Genomic DNA, 15,881 nt, shown 5'->3' with positions numbered 1-15,881 from the left:
CGCGACGGGCCGGACGCCGGCCTGCGACGCCACCACACGGACGACGGGAGGGACGGTGCCAGCTGGCACCGTCCCTCCCGTCACGGCCGTCGTGCCGCTGGCGCGTCACGCCGGTACCGGCGGGTGGGGCCCACCTCCCGTCACGGCCGTCGTGCCGCTGGCGCGTCACGCCGGTACCGGCGGGTGGGGCCTACCTCCCGTCACGGCCGTCGTGCCCGGCGTCAGCCGAGCTTCGCCTGGAACTCGTCCGGCAACTTCTGCAGCGCCCACTCGATCGCTGCGGTCGTGCCCATCGAGAACGCCGACGACACGTCCGGGTCGTCGAACACGATGGCGTGCCCGGCCTCGACCGACGGCACCTTCTGGAAGAGCGGGTCGGACTCGGCCTTGGACGCGTCGACGTAGATCGGCAGGATCAGCGTGAGGTCGGCGTCCAGCAGGTCGAGGTTCTCGTCCGAGAGGTGCACTGAGAACGCCTTGCCGGCCTGCTCGTCGATGGCCTTCGGGATCGTGAAGCCGAGGTTCCGCATGAACGTCGAGCGGCTGTCCGTCGAGGCGTAGGCGCCGAAGCCCTCGGACGTGTACGCACCGACGACCGCCGTCTTGCCCTCGAAGTCCGGGTGCGCCTTGCGTGCGGCGGCGTAGGCGTCGTCGAGACCGGAGAGGAGCTTCTTGCCCTCGGCCTCCTTGCCCAGCGCCTTCGCGATCATCGTGGTCTGCTGCTCGGTCGACGCGAGGTAGTTCTCGCCACCCTTCGGGATCGCCACGGTCGGCGCGATCGCCGAGAGCTTCGCGTAGCGGTCCTTGTCACCCGACGACTTCACGTCGAGGATCACGTCGGGCTTGAGCTTGAGGATGTCCTCGTAGCTCGGCTCGAGCGTCTGGATGATCTTCGGCGACTTCGTGTACGCACCCTTGAGCCACGGCCCGACGCCGTCGCCGCCGAACGCGAGCCAGTCGCTCGCGCCGACGGGCTGGACACCGAGCTCGAGCGCGGTCTCGGCGTCGCCCCACCCGAGGGCGACGACGCGCTTCGGCTGCGAGTCGATCTTCGTGGTGCCGAGGGCGGTGGTGATGGACACCGGGAACTGGCCGTCCGAGGACGAGGTCGACGCGTCGTCGGACGACGACCCGGAGCCGGAGGCGCACCCGGCGAGGACGAGGGACGCTGCGACGACGGCGCCGGCAGCGGCGAGCGCCCGGCGGAAGCGGGAGGGAGTTCGAATCACGAAGGTAAGCCTAACCTAAGCGCTTCCCGGAGGACACGCCTGGATAGGCTGACGGCACCATGTACTCGGACCCCACCCGGACCCGCCTCGCGGTGCTCGGCTCGCCCATCGCCCACTCCCTCTCCCCCACGCTGCACGCAGCGGCCTACGACGTGCTCGGGGTGCCGTTCACGTACGGGAGGCACGAGGTGGCGTCCGGCGGACTGGACGCGTTCGTCGCGGGGCTGGGTCCGGACTGGCGCGGCCTGAGCCTCACGATGCCGCTCAAGCGCGAGGTGCTGCCGATGCTCGACCGGACGACACCGCTCGTCGACGAGCTCGGGGTCGCCAACACCGTCGCTTTCCGGACGGACGGCGACACCGTCCTCCGGTTCGGCGCGAACACGGACGTCGAGGGGATCGTGCGCCCGGTCGAGGCGCTCGGACACCTGCCCGGAGAGGCCACCGTCCTCGGCGGCGGCGCGACCGCGGCGAGCGCCCTCACCGCGGCCGTCCGGCTCGGGGCGTCGCTCGTGCGGGTGTTCCTCCGCGACACCTCGAAGGCCGGACACCTCGTCGAACTGGCCGTCCGGCTCGGGGTCTCGCTCGAGGTGCTCCCCCTGACCGAGCTGCCGGGGACGCACCACGGGTTCGTCGTCTCGACGCTGCCCGGTGGTGCGGCGGACGGGCTCGACCTCGTGCCGTCGGGGCCGGACGCCGTCCTCTTCGACGTGGCGTACGAACCGTGGCCGACCGCCGTCGCCACGCGGTGGGAGCAGGCCGGCGGGCGCGTGCTGAACGGGCTGGACATGCTCGCCGAGCAGGCGCTCGGGCAGATCCGCTTCTTCCTGAGCGGCGACCAGGACGAGCTCCTGCCGGACGAGGCCGACGTGCGGAGGGCGATGCGCGCCTCCGTGGGCCTGCCGGCCGTCATCGCGGCGTGACGCGCACTGGTCAGGCGACCACGCCGTCCACGTAGTACCACCGGCCGCGCTCGCGGACGAACTCGCTCGTCTCCTCGAGCGTGCCCCGCTCGTCGTCCGTGCGCCACCACGCGCGGAAGGCGACGGTGCCGCGGGTGTCGAACGGGCCGCCGGACGCCGTCGACAGGACGTCCAACCGCGTCCAACGCTGCGCCGGGTCGAGCTCGAGCGTCGCTGGACGCGTGCGCGGGTGCCACGTCAGCAGCAGGTACTCGGGCAGGCCGAGCGCGAAGGCGCTGAACCGCGACCGCATGAGTCGCTCGGCGGTCGGGGCCGCAGCCCCCGCGTGGAGCGGCCCGCAGCACTCGCCGTAGGGGTTGCCGCTCAGGCAGGGGCAGCGCGATGCGTCGGTGACCACGGGCGGCACGTTAGTCGACGATCGACAGCGCGACCGTGATGTTGCCGCGGGTGGCGTTCGAGTAGGGGCAGATCTCGTGGGCTCGTTCGGCGAGACGCCGGCGCTGCTCGGGCCGGGCGGCCGGTGCGTACACGTCGAGCTCGACCGCGAGGCCGAAGCCCCCGTTGCCGGTGCCGCCGATGCCGACCTCGGCCGAGACCTCGGCGCCGGTGGTGTCGACGTCGAGCTCCCTGCCGGCGGCGTGCAGCGCACCGAGGAAGCACGCGGCGTACCCGGCGGCGAAGAGCTGCTCGGGGTTCGTGCCGTCGCCGCTGCCGCCCATCTCCTTCGGGGGACGGGTGTCGAGGTCGAGGCGGTCGTCCTCGCTGCGCACGTGCCCGTCGCGGCCGCCTCCGGTGGCGTGGGCTGCGGCGGTGTAGACGATGTCGAGACTCATGGGATGAGCGCACCGTGCGTTCCTGGGTGACCGCTGGAGCGGCGCGGAACGGCGCGCGGGTCCGCTCCACCGGCGCCCGGGGGTCGGGCGTGTCCTGCGTGCCGGGTTCGGTGAGCAGAAACGGTCGGGTGCCGGAGCAGAACTCGACCATTCCTGCTCACGAAGCGTCGCGATCCCCACCGCGCGGAGCGCCGAGCGCGTAGACATGACATGTGTTCACACTCGGGTGGCGGGTGCTGCTGGCGCGCATCGGTACGGTGGTCGATGCCGCACGTGTCCGTCGCGCCGCATGGATCGCCGTCGCTTGCTCCGTGGTCGTGCTGGTCGGCGCCGTTGCGCTGCAGCTCGCGTTCGGCTGGGCAGGTACGGGGCCGGCCCGACCGATCGTCGTCATCGTGCTCGTGTCCCTCGGGCTCGGGTCGATCGTGTTCTCCTGCGTCCCGACCGACCGCCCGCTCGACCCGGCAGCGACCATCAACGGGCGACAGGTCCGGCCGGACTGGCAGATGAGCGTGCGGTGGTCGGTGCAGCCCTACCTGGGCCGACGGCAGCGGCCGGTGGCACCCGAGGACCGCGAGGCGGTGCTCACCGACGTCCGACTCCTGCAGCGCGGGCTGATCCGGCGGCTGACGCGGCTCACACCGTTCCTCGGCGGGATCGCGCTCCTCGGGGTCGCGGCCTTCGTGGGGAGCGACCTCCGTCCGATCGGGCTGCTGTGGGCGGCACTGTACGTGTGCACGCTGCCCGAACTCGTGGTGCGGCTCGGCCGTTCGGAACGGGCGCGGCTCGCAGCGCTCTCGGCCGACCCACCGGCCGGGGACGCCGACACGGCGAAGCACGGGGTCGACGGCTCCAAGGTTCGGCTCCCCGATGACTGAGTCGCACGACGAGGCTCCCCGGAGCGTGTTCCGCACCGGGTGGCGGGTGTACCGGCGGCGGCTTCCCGAACTCGTCGACCGTCGGCACCACCGCCGGGCCGTCCGCGTCGGGATCGTCGTCGCGGTCATCGCGTTGGTCGGCCTGCTGGCCCTCGGGGCGTTCGTCGAGCGCCTCGACGGAGCCGTCCCGGTCGCTGCCGGAGTCCTCGTGGCGCTCCTGGTCGCCGCGGGCATCGGCTGCGTCGGTGCCGCTCTCACGCCGATCGGCCCCAGAGGATGGTCGCTCCCGCCCATGCCCGGCATCGGGTGGCGCACGCAGGAGGCGATCGCCCGCTACTACCGGCGCAACCCGCCGCCGGTCACGCCGGAGCACCGCGACGCCGTGCTCCAGGGCATGCCAGCGACCCGTGACCTGCTCGTCAGGACGGCCTACCGCTCGCTGTTCCTCATGGGCGGCTGGGCCGGGATCGTCCTCGGGACCCTGGTGTTCGACGTGGCTTCCGCGGTGGGCGGCGACACCGTGATCCTGTTCCCGGGCGTCTGGCTGTTCTCCATCGTCTTCGCGGCCGGTACCGGGGTCATCGGCATCCGGACCCTCGGGCGTCAGGAGCAGCTCCGCATCGAGGCCGAGGCGCTGCCACCGGTCCCGCCCGCACCGCGCCGAGGACGTCCCGACAGCCCGAGGGGCAGCAAGTTGTCGCTCCCCGGCGACTGAGGACGGTCTCGTTCCCCCTGCCCGCCGCGTCGAGTGAGCAGAAGTGGTCGAGTGCGCGGCGCGGACCCGACGATTCCTGCTCACTCAACGGCGGACGCGGCGAGCGCGGGCGGCGCGCCGCACCCGCGCGGGAACCGCCCGCACGCGTGTCGGTGGCACCGGGCACACTGGGCGTATGTGTGGAAGGTTCGTCGTCTCCGACACCACGGCCGATCTGCTGCCGGAACTGATCGGCGAGCTCGCCGACCGGACCGAGCACGTCGACGAGGACACCGGCGTCGTCGGCACCGGCCTCGCCCCGAGCTGGAACGTCGCGCCGACCGACCCGGTCTTCGCGGTCCGGCAGCGGCACGGGCAGCGCGAGCTCCCGCAGATCAGCTGGGGCTTCGTGCCCAGCTGGGCGAAGGACTTCCAGAAGCAGCGCCCGAAGCCGATCAACGCCCGCATCGAGACGGTCGCGACGAGCGGCATGTTCAAGCGGGCCTTCGCGACGAACCGGTGCATCGTCCCCGCGCAGGGTTACTACGAGTGGGTCGTGCGCGAGGACGGCAAGGAACCGCACTTCGTCCACGAACCCGGCGGCGCGCTCGCGATGGCCGGCGTCGTGAGTGCGTGGCCCGACCCCACGAAGCCCGACGGTGACCCGGACAAGTGGCGGCTGTCCCTGGCGATCATCACGCGGGACGCCCACGTGGCCCCGGGCGAGGTGCACGACCGGATGCCGGCGTTCCTCACCCCTGACGGCTACGACGCCTGGTTGGACACCGACCAGGGCGGTCTCGGGCAGGACGACCTGCTGGCACTGCTCGACCACGAGTCCCTCGCGGTCGCCGCAGGCCTCGAGCAGTACGAGGTCTCGCGCGCCGTGAACAGCGTCAAGAACGACGGCCCGCAGCTCATCGAGCGGGTCGCCTAGCCCCGGTCAACAGGCGTCGGACCCCGGCGTGGTCATCCCCACGGTCACGTCCGTCAGGTCCTGGGTACGCAGGGTTCCGAGCGGCCCGGCCGTCGTCACCCGGAGCCCGGTCAGGTGCCCGCCGTGTGCCAGGCTCTTCGCCTGCATCTCGGCCGCGACACGGATGTTCTCGTGGGGCGCGATCACGGTCTCGTGCGCGTCCAGGACGCGGGCTCCGTCGAGCACGAACGGCGTGGTCCCGATGAGCGTGCCGTCCCCCGACCCGCGAACCTGCTCCGCCAGGACGATGTGCACGGACTCGAGACGCTCGTCCCATGTCGCACGGACACCCCGGATCGTCACCGGTCGACCGGTCGGGTTGCGCAGGACGAACCCAGCCGTGATCCGCGTCTCGTCACGACCAGCCAGGTCGTCCGACCATCCGCCGCACGCGCCGTTCGCACCGAGGGCACGGAGCGGCGTCGCGGACACGGTGACGATCGCGAGTCCGGCGAGCATGACGAGCGCCGCGACGATGCACACGGCGAGGACCGCCCGCGCCGGCGAGGCCACCCGCTTCCGCGAAGACGTCTGCTCAGTCGATTCCATGAGTCCCCCGGCCCGGGCCGAGCGTCGACCCACGACGAGAGCATGACAGACAGGAGGCCCGGATCACGTCAACCGGTCGGCTGACGTGGTCCGGGCCTCGAGTCCAGGTCGTCAGGCGTCGTCGCGACGCACGTCCGGCAGGAGCACGTGGAGTCGCTCGGCGAGCCGCAGCTGGGCTTCCTCGAGCGACCGGAAGTCGCCGACGTACTGCCCGAACGTGTCGGAGACGAAGTAGTGCGCGCCCTGACGGTCGACGGTCCCGCCGTAGTAGCCGCCGTAGTTCGCCGCCCAGAGCCCCGTGTCCGGCCGCGACCAGAGGATGCGCGGGTGGGCCGGCTCCTCGACGTCAGCGTCGACGACGAGGTCGACGTGGGTGTCCATGCCGGTGATCGCGACCATGGTGGCGGTGTCGACGGTCACCTCGGTGTCCTGGTGGTGGTCGACGGGCGTGCTCATGGTGGTGCTCCTCTGGTGCGTGGTGCGGGTGACGCGGTGGTGCGGGTGGTACGGGTGACGCGGTGGTGCGTGGTCGGGTTCGGGTCGACGTCCTAGTCGACCGGGCGGATCACGGACGGCAGCATCACGTGCAGCTGGTCCGCGAGCTTCGCCTGTGCCTGCTCGAGCGACGCGAAGTCGCCGACGACGAGTCCGAACGTGTCCGAGGCGACGTAGCGGCCCTCGCGCTTGTCCACCGATCCGCCGAAGTACCCGCCGTAGTTCGCGACCCACTCGCCGTCGTCCTCCTGCGTCCAGGTGAGCTTGGCGCGCGCCGGGCGGGCGTGCGGTTCGGCCTGGGCCTCGAGGATGGCGATCGTGTCGACCGTGTCGGTGTCGAGCGTGACCTCAGCTCGGATGTCGGTGCTGACGGTGGTGCTCATGTCGCTCTCCTTCGCGATCCGGGGTACATCTGCTGACACCAGAACGCTACGAGACCGCGCCCTCCCCACGCCAGCGATGCCCGTCGATTCACGGGTTCCGTCAATGCGTCCCATCGGTGAAGCCCGGGTTTCCGGGGTCGGACGTCGCACTTCCGGGGTACAGGGGACAGATCGGGGTACTCGTTCTCCGGCCATTCCGCCGGAGGACCGTCACGCGCTCGTCCGGCCCGCCGCCCGGCGGTACGTCCCCGGTGTCATCCCGGCCAGCGGCGTGAACTGCTCGATGAACTGGCTCGTCGTCGCCCAACCGCACGCTGCCGCGACGTCGGTGACGCTGCGCCCGCTCGCGAGCAGCACCAGGGCGCGGTGCACCCGGAGCTGGAGCCGCCACTGCCGGTACCCCGTGCCCGTCTCCTGTCGGAACAGCCGGGTCAGGGTCCGTTCCCCGAGCCCGGCCCAGGCCGCGAGTTCGGCGAGCGACAGCGGGGTCGACAGGTCGCGCTCCACGCGGCGCACCACCCGGCGCAGCCGGGGGTCGCGCGGCTCCGGCAGGTGCAGCGGCAGCTCCGGTGCGGACGCGAGCTCGTCGACGACGACCGCACGGAGGTGGGACCTGGCCGTCTCGGAGCGCTGCGCCGGCGCGGTGAGGGCGAGCAGCGCCTCCCGTGCGAGCGGCGAGACGGACAGGACGGCAGGGCCGGACGGGAGGCGCGTGGCGGCTTCTGCGGACAGGTACACGATCCGCATGTCGGTCACCCCGTGGGCCCGGTGCCGGTGCTCGGCACCGGCCGGCACCCACGCGACCCGGTTGGCCGGCGCGATCCAGGCGCCGTCGGCGGTGATGAGCGACAGCACGCCGGTCGCCGCGTGGACGAGGTGACCGCGCGTGTGCACGTGGGGCGGGACCGTCTCGGCGTGCTCGAAGTGGATCGCCGCCTCGGAGCGGTCATCGACGATCATGGCGGGCGTCTGGCTGGAAACCGACATCGATCGGCAGCCTACGTGTTCCGGGCCGGGACATCGGGGTGGTGGGATCGGGACATGACCACTGCTCCCCTCGCCGTGCCCCGCGCGGACCCCCGGCGGCGACTCCTGGCCGCCTGGTACGTCGGCGCCGGACTCATGCTCGTCGCCCTGAACCTGCGGATGGGCGTCGCGTCCGTCGGTCCGGTCCTCGGTGACGTCGAACGATCACTGCACCTCAGCCCGTCGGCGGCGAGTCTCCTCACCACCATCCCCGTCTTCGCGTTCGGGGCGTTCGCGTTCCTGACCCCGGTGCTGACGCGTCGGATCGGGCTGCACCGGCTGCTCGGGCTGACGATGGCCGTGCTCGCGGTGGGCATCGCGCTGCGGATCGAGCCGCACGGCTGGGCGCTGTACGGCGGCACCGTACTGGCCGGCGCCGCGATCGCGGTGGCGAACGTCCTCATGCCCGCTGCGATCAAGAGCGACTTCGCGCACCGGGTCGGGCTCCTGATGGGGCTGTACTCGACGGCGCTGTTCCTCAGTGCTGCGGTCGCCTCGGCGGCCGTGGTCCCGCTCGCGGCGGCCTTCGGGTCGTGGCGACCGGCACTGGCGTTCTGGGCGGTCCCGGCCGTCGTGGCGTTCCTCGTGTGGCTGCCGCGAGCGCTGCGGAACCCGGGGCACGCGGGGCGTTCGAGGACGGTGGACGACGCTCCGGTCGAAGCGCCCGACGAGCCGCGGTTCGCCCGGCTCTTCCGCGACCCGGTGGCGATGGCCGTGACCGGCTTCATGGGGTTGCAGAGCCTGTCGTACTACGCGTTCCTGACCTGGGTCCCGACGGTCCTGCAGGACGCCGGGGTGACCGCCCACGAGGCCGGCCTGATGCTCGCGTACTCGAGCCTGCCCGGGATCGTCACCGGTGTGACCGGCCCGGCGATCGCTCGGCGGGTCCGACCGACGTGGGTGCCGGTCGTCGTCGTGGTGGCGTTCTGCGCGGTCGGGTTCGTCGGGCTGCTCGTGGCGCCGGCCGCCGGGGCCTGGCTCTGGATGACGCTGTTCGGCCTCGGCCAGGGTGGTGCGATCAGCCTCTCGTTGAGCTACATCGTCTGGCGGTCGCCCGATGCCCGGCACACCGCGCACCTCTCGACGATGGCCCAGGGGACGGGGTACCTGCTCGCGGGGCTCGGGCCGCTCGGGATCGGTCTGCTGCACACGGCGACCGGGGGCTGGACGGTGCCGGTCGTGGTCCTGCTGGCGCTGCTGGGGGTGCAACTCGTGGCGGGTGTCGCCGCGAGTCGGGAGCGGCAGGTGCTGGCGCGGCGGTGAGCGGCGAGCGCGCGTCAGTGCACGGCGCGCAGCGCGTCCGCGACCACCACGAGCGCCGCGGCGATCTCGTCCGCCACCCGCGCGTGCGTCGCCGTCGACCGGCGGTACGGGTCATCGACGTCGTCGTCCGCAGGATCGGCCGGCGGCGGCACGCTCCCCCGGAGCCGTGCGACCCGCTCGACGAGCTCGGACGGCGACGTCACACCTGCGAGGTCACCGGGCTCGAGCCCGTCGAGCACCCGCGCGAACTGCTTCAGCGTGAACGCCCGCTTCGCCGTCCGGGGCGCGAGCGAGACCACGGCGGCACGGTGCGATCGCTCGGCGGTGAGCACGAGGTCCGCCGCCCCCGCGATCGCCGCGGTGAGGTACCGCGAACGGTGCCCGTCGGGCGTGCCCCCGAGCCGCACGGACTGTGCAGCCGCGGCGTCGTCCATCGGGACGCCGTCCTGTGCGATGGTGCCGGCGGACTCGACCACGAACGCGGGTGCGTCCGGGCCGAGTCGCGCCGTGAGGACCTGTGCGCCGAGCGGCGAACGGCAGATGTTGCCGCTGCAGACGAACAGGACCCGCATGCTCAGGAAGCGCCGAGCAGGTCGTGCCGCACGACGATCGCGTCACGACCGGGGCCGACACCGATCGCGGAGATCCGGGCGCCGGACATCGCCTCGACCGCGAGCACGTAGTCCTGCGCGTTCTTCGGCAGGTCCTCGAAGGAGCGGGCGCCCGTGATGTCCTCGGTCCAGCCCGGGAACTCCTCGTAGACGGGCTTCGCGTGGTGGAAGTCCGACTGGTTCACGGGGACCTCGTCGACGCGGACGCCGTCGACCTCGTACGCCACGCACACGGGGATCGTCGCCAGGCCCGTGAGGACGTCGAGCTTCGTGAGCACGAAGTCCGTCACGCCGTTGACCCGCGCCGTGTAACGGGCGATCGGGGCGTCGTACCAGCCGCAGCGGCGGGGTCGACCGGTGGTGGTGCCGAACTCGAAGCCGTTCGCGCGCAGGAACTCCCCCGACTCGTCGAACAGCTCGGTCGGGAACGGACCGGCGCCGACGCGGGTCGTGTACGCCTTGACGATGCCGATGATGCGCTCGAGCTTGCCCGGGCCGATGCCCGAACCGGTCGCGGCACCGCCGGCCGTCGCGGACGAGGAGGTCACGAACGGGTAGGTGCCGTGGTCGACGTCGAGCATGGTGGCCTGACCCGCCTCGAACAGGACGGTCTCGCCGCGCTCCAGTGCACGGTGGATCTCGAGGCCGGTGTCGGCGACCATCGGACGCAGGCGGTCCGCGAAGGACAGCAGCGACTCGACGACCTCGTCCGCGTCGATGGCGCGACGGTTGAAGACCTTCACCAGCAGGTGGTTCTTCTGGTCGAGGGCCGCTTCGACCTTCTGCCGCAGGATGTTCTCGTCGAAGATGTCCTGGATGCGGATCCCGACGCGGTTGATCTTGTCGGCGTAGGTGGGGCCGATGCCGCGGCCGGTGGTGCCGATCTGCCGCTTGCCGAGGAACCGCTCGGTCACCTTGTCGATCGTGCGGTGGTAGTGCGTGATGACGTGGGCGTTCGCCGAGACGAGCAGGCGGGACACGTCGACGCCGCGGGCCTTGAGCGCGTCGAGCTCCTGGAAGAGGACCTCGAGGTCGACGACCACCCCGTTGCCGATGATCGGCGTGACGCCGGGCGTGAGGATGCCGGAGGGCAGCAGGTGCAGGGCGTACTTCTCGCCGCCGACGACGACCGTGTGCCCGGCGTTGTTGCCGCCGTTGAACTTGACGACGTAGTCGATGCGGGACCCGAGGAGGTCGGTGGCCTTCCCCTTGCCCTCGTCGCCCCACTGGGCTCCGATGATCACTGCAGCGGGCATCTGGTTCTCCTCACGTTGGCGGAGGACCTCACACGACCAGTCGGGCCGGTGGTCCACCCGAGTCTATCGGACGGTCACCTGCCCGCTACCGTCCGGTCCCCCGCCGGCCGTCCGCGCGCGGGGCGGCGACGAGCGCCGGCCCGAGCGCGAGGACGACGAGCACCAGCAACGCGACGAGGAGCACCCGGGTGTCCGCGGCGAAGCCCGTGGAGAGCAGCGTCCACACCGGCACGACGGCGCTCGCGGCGACGAACAGCGCCGATGCCGAGGTGCGGACGATCCTGGGCGGTCGCAGCGCGACGACGGCGACGACGAGCGCGAAGAGTCCCGAGATCGTCCACGTCCCGACGGCAGCGACAGCGGTCCGCGCGTCGACCGAGCAGGACGCGGGAGCCGGGTACACGGCAGGGCAGGCCGCGACCGCGCCCTCGCTCAGCCAGGTCGCCGCGAGCGCGCTCACGAGGACCACGCTCGCGCGCAGCAGGATCCGAGCCATGCCCGCCATGATGCCGCATGTCACGGCCGTCGGACGGTGCCGGAGGCGGACTGGAGGGGGGGGGGGGGGGGGGGGCCCGCCCCGCCGCCCCCCCGGGCTGGCGGCCCCCCCCCCCCCCGGTGCCGGCTGGCACCGCGCCTCCCGTCCGTCAGGTGATCGCGCCCACCGCGCTCAGCTGCGGAAGAAGTCCTGGTACGACGGGTCGCCCACCGGGGCCGAGTGGCCCGGCTCGGCGAGGCGTTCCTCGATCATCGACTGGATGACGTCCGGCGGGGTGAGCCCACGGCGACGCCACTCCATCGGGTTGGCCCGGAGCTGCTTCAGGGTGGTCTGCGTCTGCATGTCGCAAGCCTCGCACCGCATTACTAGTTTGTCTAACTACATGTCCCGTAGACGCACTGCGGGCCCCGCCGCTGGGACGCGACGGGGCCCGAGTGGCGGTGACCGTTCCTAGCGGCGCGTGACCTTCGCGGTCGACTTCGACGTGGCCGTGCCGTCCTGGTAGCCCTTCGCCTTCGCGACGACCTTCACCGAGAACGTGTGGCCGACGTCGGAGGTCCCGAGCTTGTAGGACGAGCTCGTCGCGTTCTTCACCGCCTTGCCGTCACGGAGCCACTGGTACGAGTACGTCACACCGGTGCCGTTCCACGTGCCGTGGCCGGCCTTGAGCTTCGTCCCGACCGTCGGCTTGCCGGCGATCGACACCCCGCTGCCCTTGGCGAGCGTGAGGGTCGGGGCGACCCAGGTCGCCGCGGCGCTCTGAGCCTGGCTGCCGACCGCGTTGCCGAGGTGCAGCAGCAGGATCCGGGCGCTGGCGACGCCGGCACCGCGGGTGACCTGGAGCGACCCCTTGTCGGCGAACAGCGTGCCGCCCTGGCCACCCTGGGCGAACGTGAGCGTCGGCTTGGCGAGGTTGAACTTCGCCGTCGAGGTCACGTCGACCACCGAGGACCCGCTGGTGGCCGCACCCGGCGCGTACGCCGACTCGGTCTCCACCCGGTACGAGATGGTCTTGCCCGCGGCGCCGATGGCCGAGGCCGTCACCGGCAGGACCTTCACGGCGCTGTCGAACGTGTTGACGTCCTGGCCGGGAGCTCCGCCGTTGAGCGGGAAGGCGTCGACGACCGGGTCGACGTCCGGGTCGTCCGATGCAGCCTTGGCGAGGTCGATCGTCGTGACGAGCGTCGCGTCCACCACCGAGGACTTCGCGTCGTACACGAGGTAGTCGTCCTTGCCGTCGCCGTTCGTGTCGATGAACACCTCGACGTTGGTCACGGCACCGGGGTTGGCGTCGGGACCGGCCGTCTGCACACCGAACGCGAGGGTGTCCGACGCCTTGTCGTAGCTGACACCGTAGGCACGGACGTCAGCGGCCTTGAGCGACTGGGACGCGGAACCGGCCGGGAACGACTCCACGCCGTCCGTCCCGCCGAGCACGAACGGAGCGACCGCGGCGTGGTAGCCCGAGGTCAGCCCGCCCTGGTCGACCGTACGGCCGCTCAGCGCGAGGTTCGCGGTCTTCTGCGACCCGGTGAACGACACACCCGAGCCGCGCACGGCGCTGACCGGCTTCGGCGCGACGTACGTGCCGAGGCGCAGCGGGTCGAGCGTCTTGTCGGTCGGGGTGAAGGTCACGAGACCGGTCGCGGCGGTGACGAACTCCCGCTGGTAGCCCTGCTGCACCGACTCCTGGGTGGGGTCGATGACGCGACGGAGCTTCGTGGGGTCGGCGACCGTGAACGTGAGGTCCACGACGGCGCCGCGGCCGGGTCCGACGGTGACGCGCTTGGTGCTGAGCGAGAACGCGACACCCGGCTGCGACACCTGCGGCTGGTAGGCCACGTCGTAGGTGTGAGCCGTGGAGTCGGTGTTCTCGATGAGGAGCGACCGGGTCTCGCTGGTCTTGCCAGAGACCTCGACGACACCGAACGAGGCGGTCACGAGCTGACCGTTCTCGACGCTCTTCACGGTGGTGTCGGCGGTGACGGCCTGCAGGGCGTCGACGCGGCCGGTGCCCTGGCGCAGCAGGGTCGCCGTGCCGGAGCCGTCCTTCACGTCGTGCGTGGCCGTGTTCATGAGCGCGGCCTTGACGTCCGGGGCCGACCAGGTCGGGTGCGACTCGAACGTCAGCGCGGCGATGCCCGCCACGTCCGGCGTCGCCATCGACGTGCCGCTCATCGACATGCGGTCGTCACCGGTGCCGTTGGCCGCCGAGATCACGTTGACCCCGGGGCCGGCGATGTCCGGCTTGACGATGTCGCCGAACGAACCGTGGACACCGCGGCTGGTGAACGAGGCGAGCGTGTTCACGGCCTCGGGGTCGGTGGCGAGTTCGAAGCCCTTGAGCTCGTCGGCGAACCGCACGTGCAGGGTCCCGGCCTCGGCCGAGGCCAGGAGGCTCGTCACGCTGTCCTTGGTCAGCTCGGCACCCGGGATGGTCGCGTTCCCCGCGATGCCCGAGCTGAACGTGTTGATCGTGCCCGCGAGGAGCACGCCGATGCCGCCAGCGGCCTGGACGTTGTTGAAGCGCGTCCCGGAGCCGCACTCGAGCGCGGCGTCCGTCCACTTCAGCCAGACGACCTTGCCCGCGACGGCCGCGGCGTCCGCACCGGTGAAGGGCGTGCAGCCGTCGACGTTCGTGGTCGGGACGACGACGTCACCCTCGACCGGCAGCGTCCCCTGGAAGTTCTGGGAGTACTGCGAACGGTAGGTCTTCGCCACGGCGGACGGAGCGGTCACCTGGACGCCGTCGTAGAGCGACTGGCCGGTGGCGCTGGCGGCGACGGTGAGGGCGCCCTCGGCGTTGCCCGGCGACCCACCGATGTCGGTGAAGTCGTCGGCGTTGCCCGAGGCGATGACGGGGAGGACACCGCGGGCGGTGAGCGCGTCGATCTTCGCGTTGTCGGGGTCGTCCGGCGCGCCGTAGTCGGAGCCGAGCGACAGGTTGAGGACGTTGATGTCCTTGCCCTCGGTCAGCGCCTGGCCGACCCAGTCGAGCGCGGCACCGGTGAGGTCGGTCGAGCCGCCGTCGTCACCGAACACCTTGAGGGCGTAGAGGCCGGCCTCGGGCGCGGTGCCCGGACCGATCCACATGTCCTGCACCTGCTGCGTGGTGAGCTTGGTGTAGTCGCCGTCGAAGGTCTTCTTGTCGGCGTCGAGGCCGTAGCCGGCGATCGTGCCGGACACGTGCGTGCCGTGGTCGCCGCCCTTGCCGTCGATCGGGTTGTCGTCCGGCGCGGGCACCGGCTGGTAGGTGTCGGGGTCGGTCGGGTCCGCGTTGTAGGTGGGGCCGGCGAAGTCGTAGCCACCGAGGAACTTCTGCGGGTCGTACGAGCCCTGCGCGGGTGCACTCGTCGATGCGAGCGCGGCGTCGTAGGCGGCCGTGGTGCCGGGGCCGCCGAAGTCCGCCTGGGTGTAGTCGAGGCCGGTGTCCAGCACGGCGACGTTGACGCCCTTGCCGGTGTGCCCGGTCTGCTGCCAGGCGTTGAGCGCCCGCGTGTACACGTCGCTCGCCGCGTTCTTCGGGGAGACCCCGTCGGCGCCCGGCTTCGTCAGGCTCGGGTCGACGCCGGACGGAGCCGCCGAGGCGTCAGCGTTGACCGTCGGCTCGACGACCTTCTTCGGCGTGAGCGGGATGATGCTCGCGACGTCGGAACGCGCCGCGACCTTCCGGAGCGCCTCGACGTCGGCGACGACGGCGATGCCCGGGACGGTGTACTCGGTCGAGTAGAGCTCGGTCGCGTCAGCGTCCGACTGCTTGACGGCAGCGCGGACCGCGTCGACGGTCGAACCGATCGCCTTGACGCGCTGCTTCGCCGCCGAGGACTGCGTCTTCGACTTCGTCAGGTCGCCGCCCTTGGCCTTCGCGTCGACCTCGAGGGCGCCCTGGCCGGTCGTGCGCACGAACGCCGCGATGGTCTTCTGGGGCTTCGCGTCACGCAGCGGCTGGGCGATCTTCAGGTCGGCCGCCGAGAGCCGCGACGGAGCGGCGGAGGCTGCGCCGCCGACCGCGAGACCACCGCACGCGAGGGCCGCGGCGGCGATGCCGGCGGTGAGCACACGTGCGATGCGGTGGTGGTTCGGGTTCGGGTTGTCGTTCGGTGTTGCACGGTTCAAAAGGCGCACTCCTGGCTCCGTCCGTGTTCTTCATGGAATTGCTGTGAAGTTATGCGCTTGCTCTCAGGGAGCACAGTCCGCTCTTTGGGGGACCCCCTCGGTCGAGGGTCGTGGAACTGATAACTTGCACACCCGTGTGCACGTTATTACGAT

The 15,881-nt window shown here is 71.8% G+C and carries 17 protein-coding genes; 5 read left to right on the top strand and 12 right to left on the bottom strand.

What is annotated here, in order from left to right:
- Nucleotides 1-221: 221 nt before the first annotated feature.
- Nucleotides 222-1,229, bottom strand: coding sequence for an iron-siderophore ABC transporter substrate-binding protein (locus Q7F20_RS05540; RefSeq protein WP_305739116.1), 1,008 nt, complete (start codon nt 1,227-1,229; stop codon nt 222-224).
- A 59-nt stretch (nt 1,230-1,288) separates the two neighbouring features.
- Here Q7F20_RS05540 and Q7F20_RS05535 point away from each other — a divergent pair, with 59 nt between their 5' ends.
- Complete coding sequence (locus Q7F20_RS05535) at nt 1,289-2,152, top strand: shikimate dehydrogenase (RefSeq protein WP_305739115.1); 864 nt, start codon at nt 1,289-1,291, stop codon at nt 2,150-2,152.
- A 10-nt stretch (nt 2,153-2,162) separates the two neighbouring features.
- Here the strand turns inward: Q7F20_RS05535 and Q7F20_RS05530 are convergent, their stop codons facing one another.
- Together Q7F20_RS05530 and Q7F20_RS05525 are read right to left on the bottom strand one after the other, a co-directional pair.
- Complete coding sequence (locus Q7F20_RS05530) at nt 2,163-2,549, bottom strand: YchJ family protein (protein WP_305739114.1); 387 nt, start codon at nt 2,547-2,549, stop codon at nt 2,163-2,165.
- Between the two features lie 10 nt (nt 2,550-2,559).
- Nucleotides 2,560-2,985 carry an organic hydroperoxide resistance protein gene (locus tag Q7F20_RS05525; protein ID WP_305739113.1) on the bottom strand — a complete coding sequence of 142 codons (426 nt, stop codon included), beginning with the start codon at nt 2,983-2,985 and terminating at the stop codon, nt 2,560-2,562.
- A gap of 212 nt (nt 2,986-3,197) precedes the next feature.
- On the opposite strand from Q7F20_RS05525, the gene Q7F20_RS05520 reads away from it, so the two are divergent.
- From Q7F20_RS05520 to Q7F20_RS05510, 3 genes are all read left to right on the top strand, one after another.
- Entirely contained in the window at nt 3,198-3,863 is a 666-nt protein-coding gene (locus Q7F20_RS05520) for a hypothetical protein (protein ID WP_305739112.1), read from the top strand.
- Entirely contained in the window at nt 3,856-4,578 is a 723-nt protein-coding gene (locus Q7F20_RS05515) for a hypothetical protein (protein ID WP_305739111.1), read from the top strand. The genes Q7F20_RS05520 and Q7F20_RS05515 overlap by 8 nt, the downstream gene beginning before the upstream one ends.
- A gap of 175 nt (nt 4,579-4,753) precedes the next feature.
- A complete protein-coding gene (locus tag Q7F20_RS05510; protein WP_305739110.1) occupies nt 4,754-5,494 on the top strand; it encodes an SOS response-associated peptidase in 741 nt (246 codons plus the stop codon).
- A gap of 6 nt (nt 5,495-5,500) precedes the next feature.
- On the opposite strand, the gene Q7F20_RS05505 is transcribed toward Q7F20_RS05510, so the two are convergent.
- The 4 genes from Q7F20_RS05505 to Q7F20_RS05490 all read right to left on the bottom strand — a co-directional run bounded on the left by Q7F20_RS05505 (nt 5,501) and on the right by Q7F20_RS05490 (nt 7,947).
- Nucleotides 5,501-6,115, bottom strand: a complete 615-nt coding sequence (locus tag Q7F20_RS05505) for a hypothetical protein (RefSeq protein ID WP_305739109.1) — start codon at nt 6,113-6,115, stop codon at nt 5,501-5,503.
- A gap of 78 nt (nt 6,116-6,193) precedes the next feature.
- A complete protein-coding gene (locus tag Q7F20_RS05500) occupies nt 6,194-6,538 on the bottom strand; it encodes a hypothetical protein (RefSeq protein ID WP_305739108.1) in 345 nt (114 codons plus the stop codon).
- Nucleotides 6,539-6,630: 92 nt separating this feature from the next.
- Nucleotides 6,631-6,960: a hypothetical protein gene (locus Q7F20_RS05495; RefSeq protein WP_305739107.1), complete on the bottom strand. Its 330-nt coding sequence runs from the start codon at nt 6,958-6,960 to the stop codon at nt 6,631-6,633.
- A 210-nt stretch (nt 6,961-7,170) separates the two neighbouring features.
- A complete protein-coding gene (locus tag Q7F20_RS05490) occupies nt 7,171-7,947 on the bottom strand; it encodes a helix-turn-helix transcriptional regulator (RefSeq protein ID WP_305739106.1) in 777 nt (258 codons plus the stop codon).
- A gap of 54 nt (nt 7,948-8,001) precedes the next feature.
- On the opposite strand from Q7F20_RS05490, the gene Q7F20_RS05485 reads away from it, so the two are divergent.
- Complete coding sequence (locus Q7F20_RS05485) at nt 8,002-9,249, top strand: MFS transporter (protein ID WP_305739105.1); 1,248 nt, start codon at nt 8,002-8,004, stop codon at nt 9,247-9,249.
- Nucleotides 9,250-9,263: 14 nt separating this feature from the next.
- Here the strand turns inward: Q7F20_RS05485 and Q7F20_RS05480 are convergent, their stop codons facing one another.
- The 5 genes from Q7F20_RS05480 to Q7F20_RS05460 form a co-directional block, all read right to left on the bottom strand.
- Entirely contained in the window at nt 9,264-9,821 is a 558-nt protein-coding gene (locus Q7F20_RS05480; protein ID WP_305739104.1) for a low molecular weight phosphatase family protein, read from the bottom strand.
- A gap of 2 nt (nt 9,822-9,823) precedes the next feature.
- Nucleotides 9,824-11,116, bottom strand: coding sequence for an adenylosuccinate synthase (locus Q7F20_RS05475; protein WP_305739103.1), 1,293 nt, complete (start codon nt 11,114-11,116; stop codon nt 9,824-9,826).
- A gap of 85 nt (nt 11,117-11,201) precedes the next feature.
- Complete coding sequence (locus tag Q7F20_RS05470; protein WP_305739102.1) at nt 11,202-11,612, bottom strand: hypothetical protein; 411 nt, start codon at nt 11,610-11,612, stop codon at nt 11,202-11,204.
- A gap of 171 nt (nt 11,613-11,783) precedes the next feature.
- Nucleotides 11,784-11,954, bottom strand: a complete 171-nt coding sequence (locus tag Q7F20_RS05465) for a hypothetical protein (RefSeq protein ID WP_156794772.1) — start codon at nt 11,952-11,954, stop codon at nt 11,784-11,786.
- 108 nt (nt 11,955-12,062) lie between these two features.
- Nucleotides 12,063-15,728 carry a S8 family serine peptidase gene (locus Q7F20_RS05460; protein WP_305739101.1) on the bottom strand — a complete coding sequence of 1,222 codons (3,666 nt, stop codon included), beginning with the start codon at nt 15,726-15,728 and terminating at the stop codon, nt 12,063-12,065.
- Between the last annotated feature and the right edge of the window lie 153 nt (nt 15,729-15,881).

It is taken from the genome of Curtobacterium sp. A7_M15, from assembly GCF_030705415.1.
Lineage (GTDB): Bacteria > Actinomycetota > Actinomycetes > Actinomycetales > Microbacteriaceae > Curtobacterium.
This window is presented reverse-complemented; position numbering and strand designations above follow the sequence as displayed.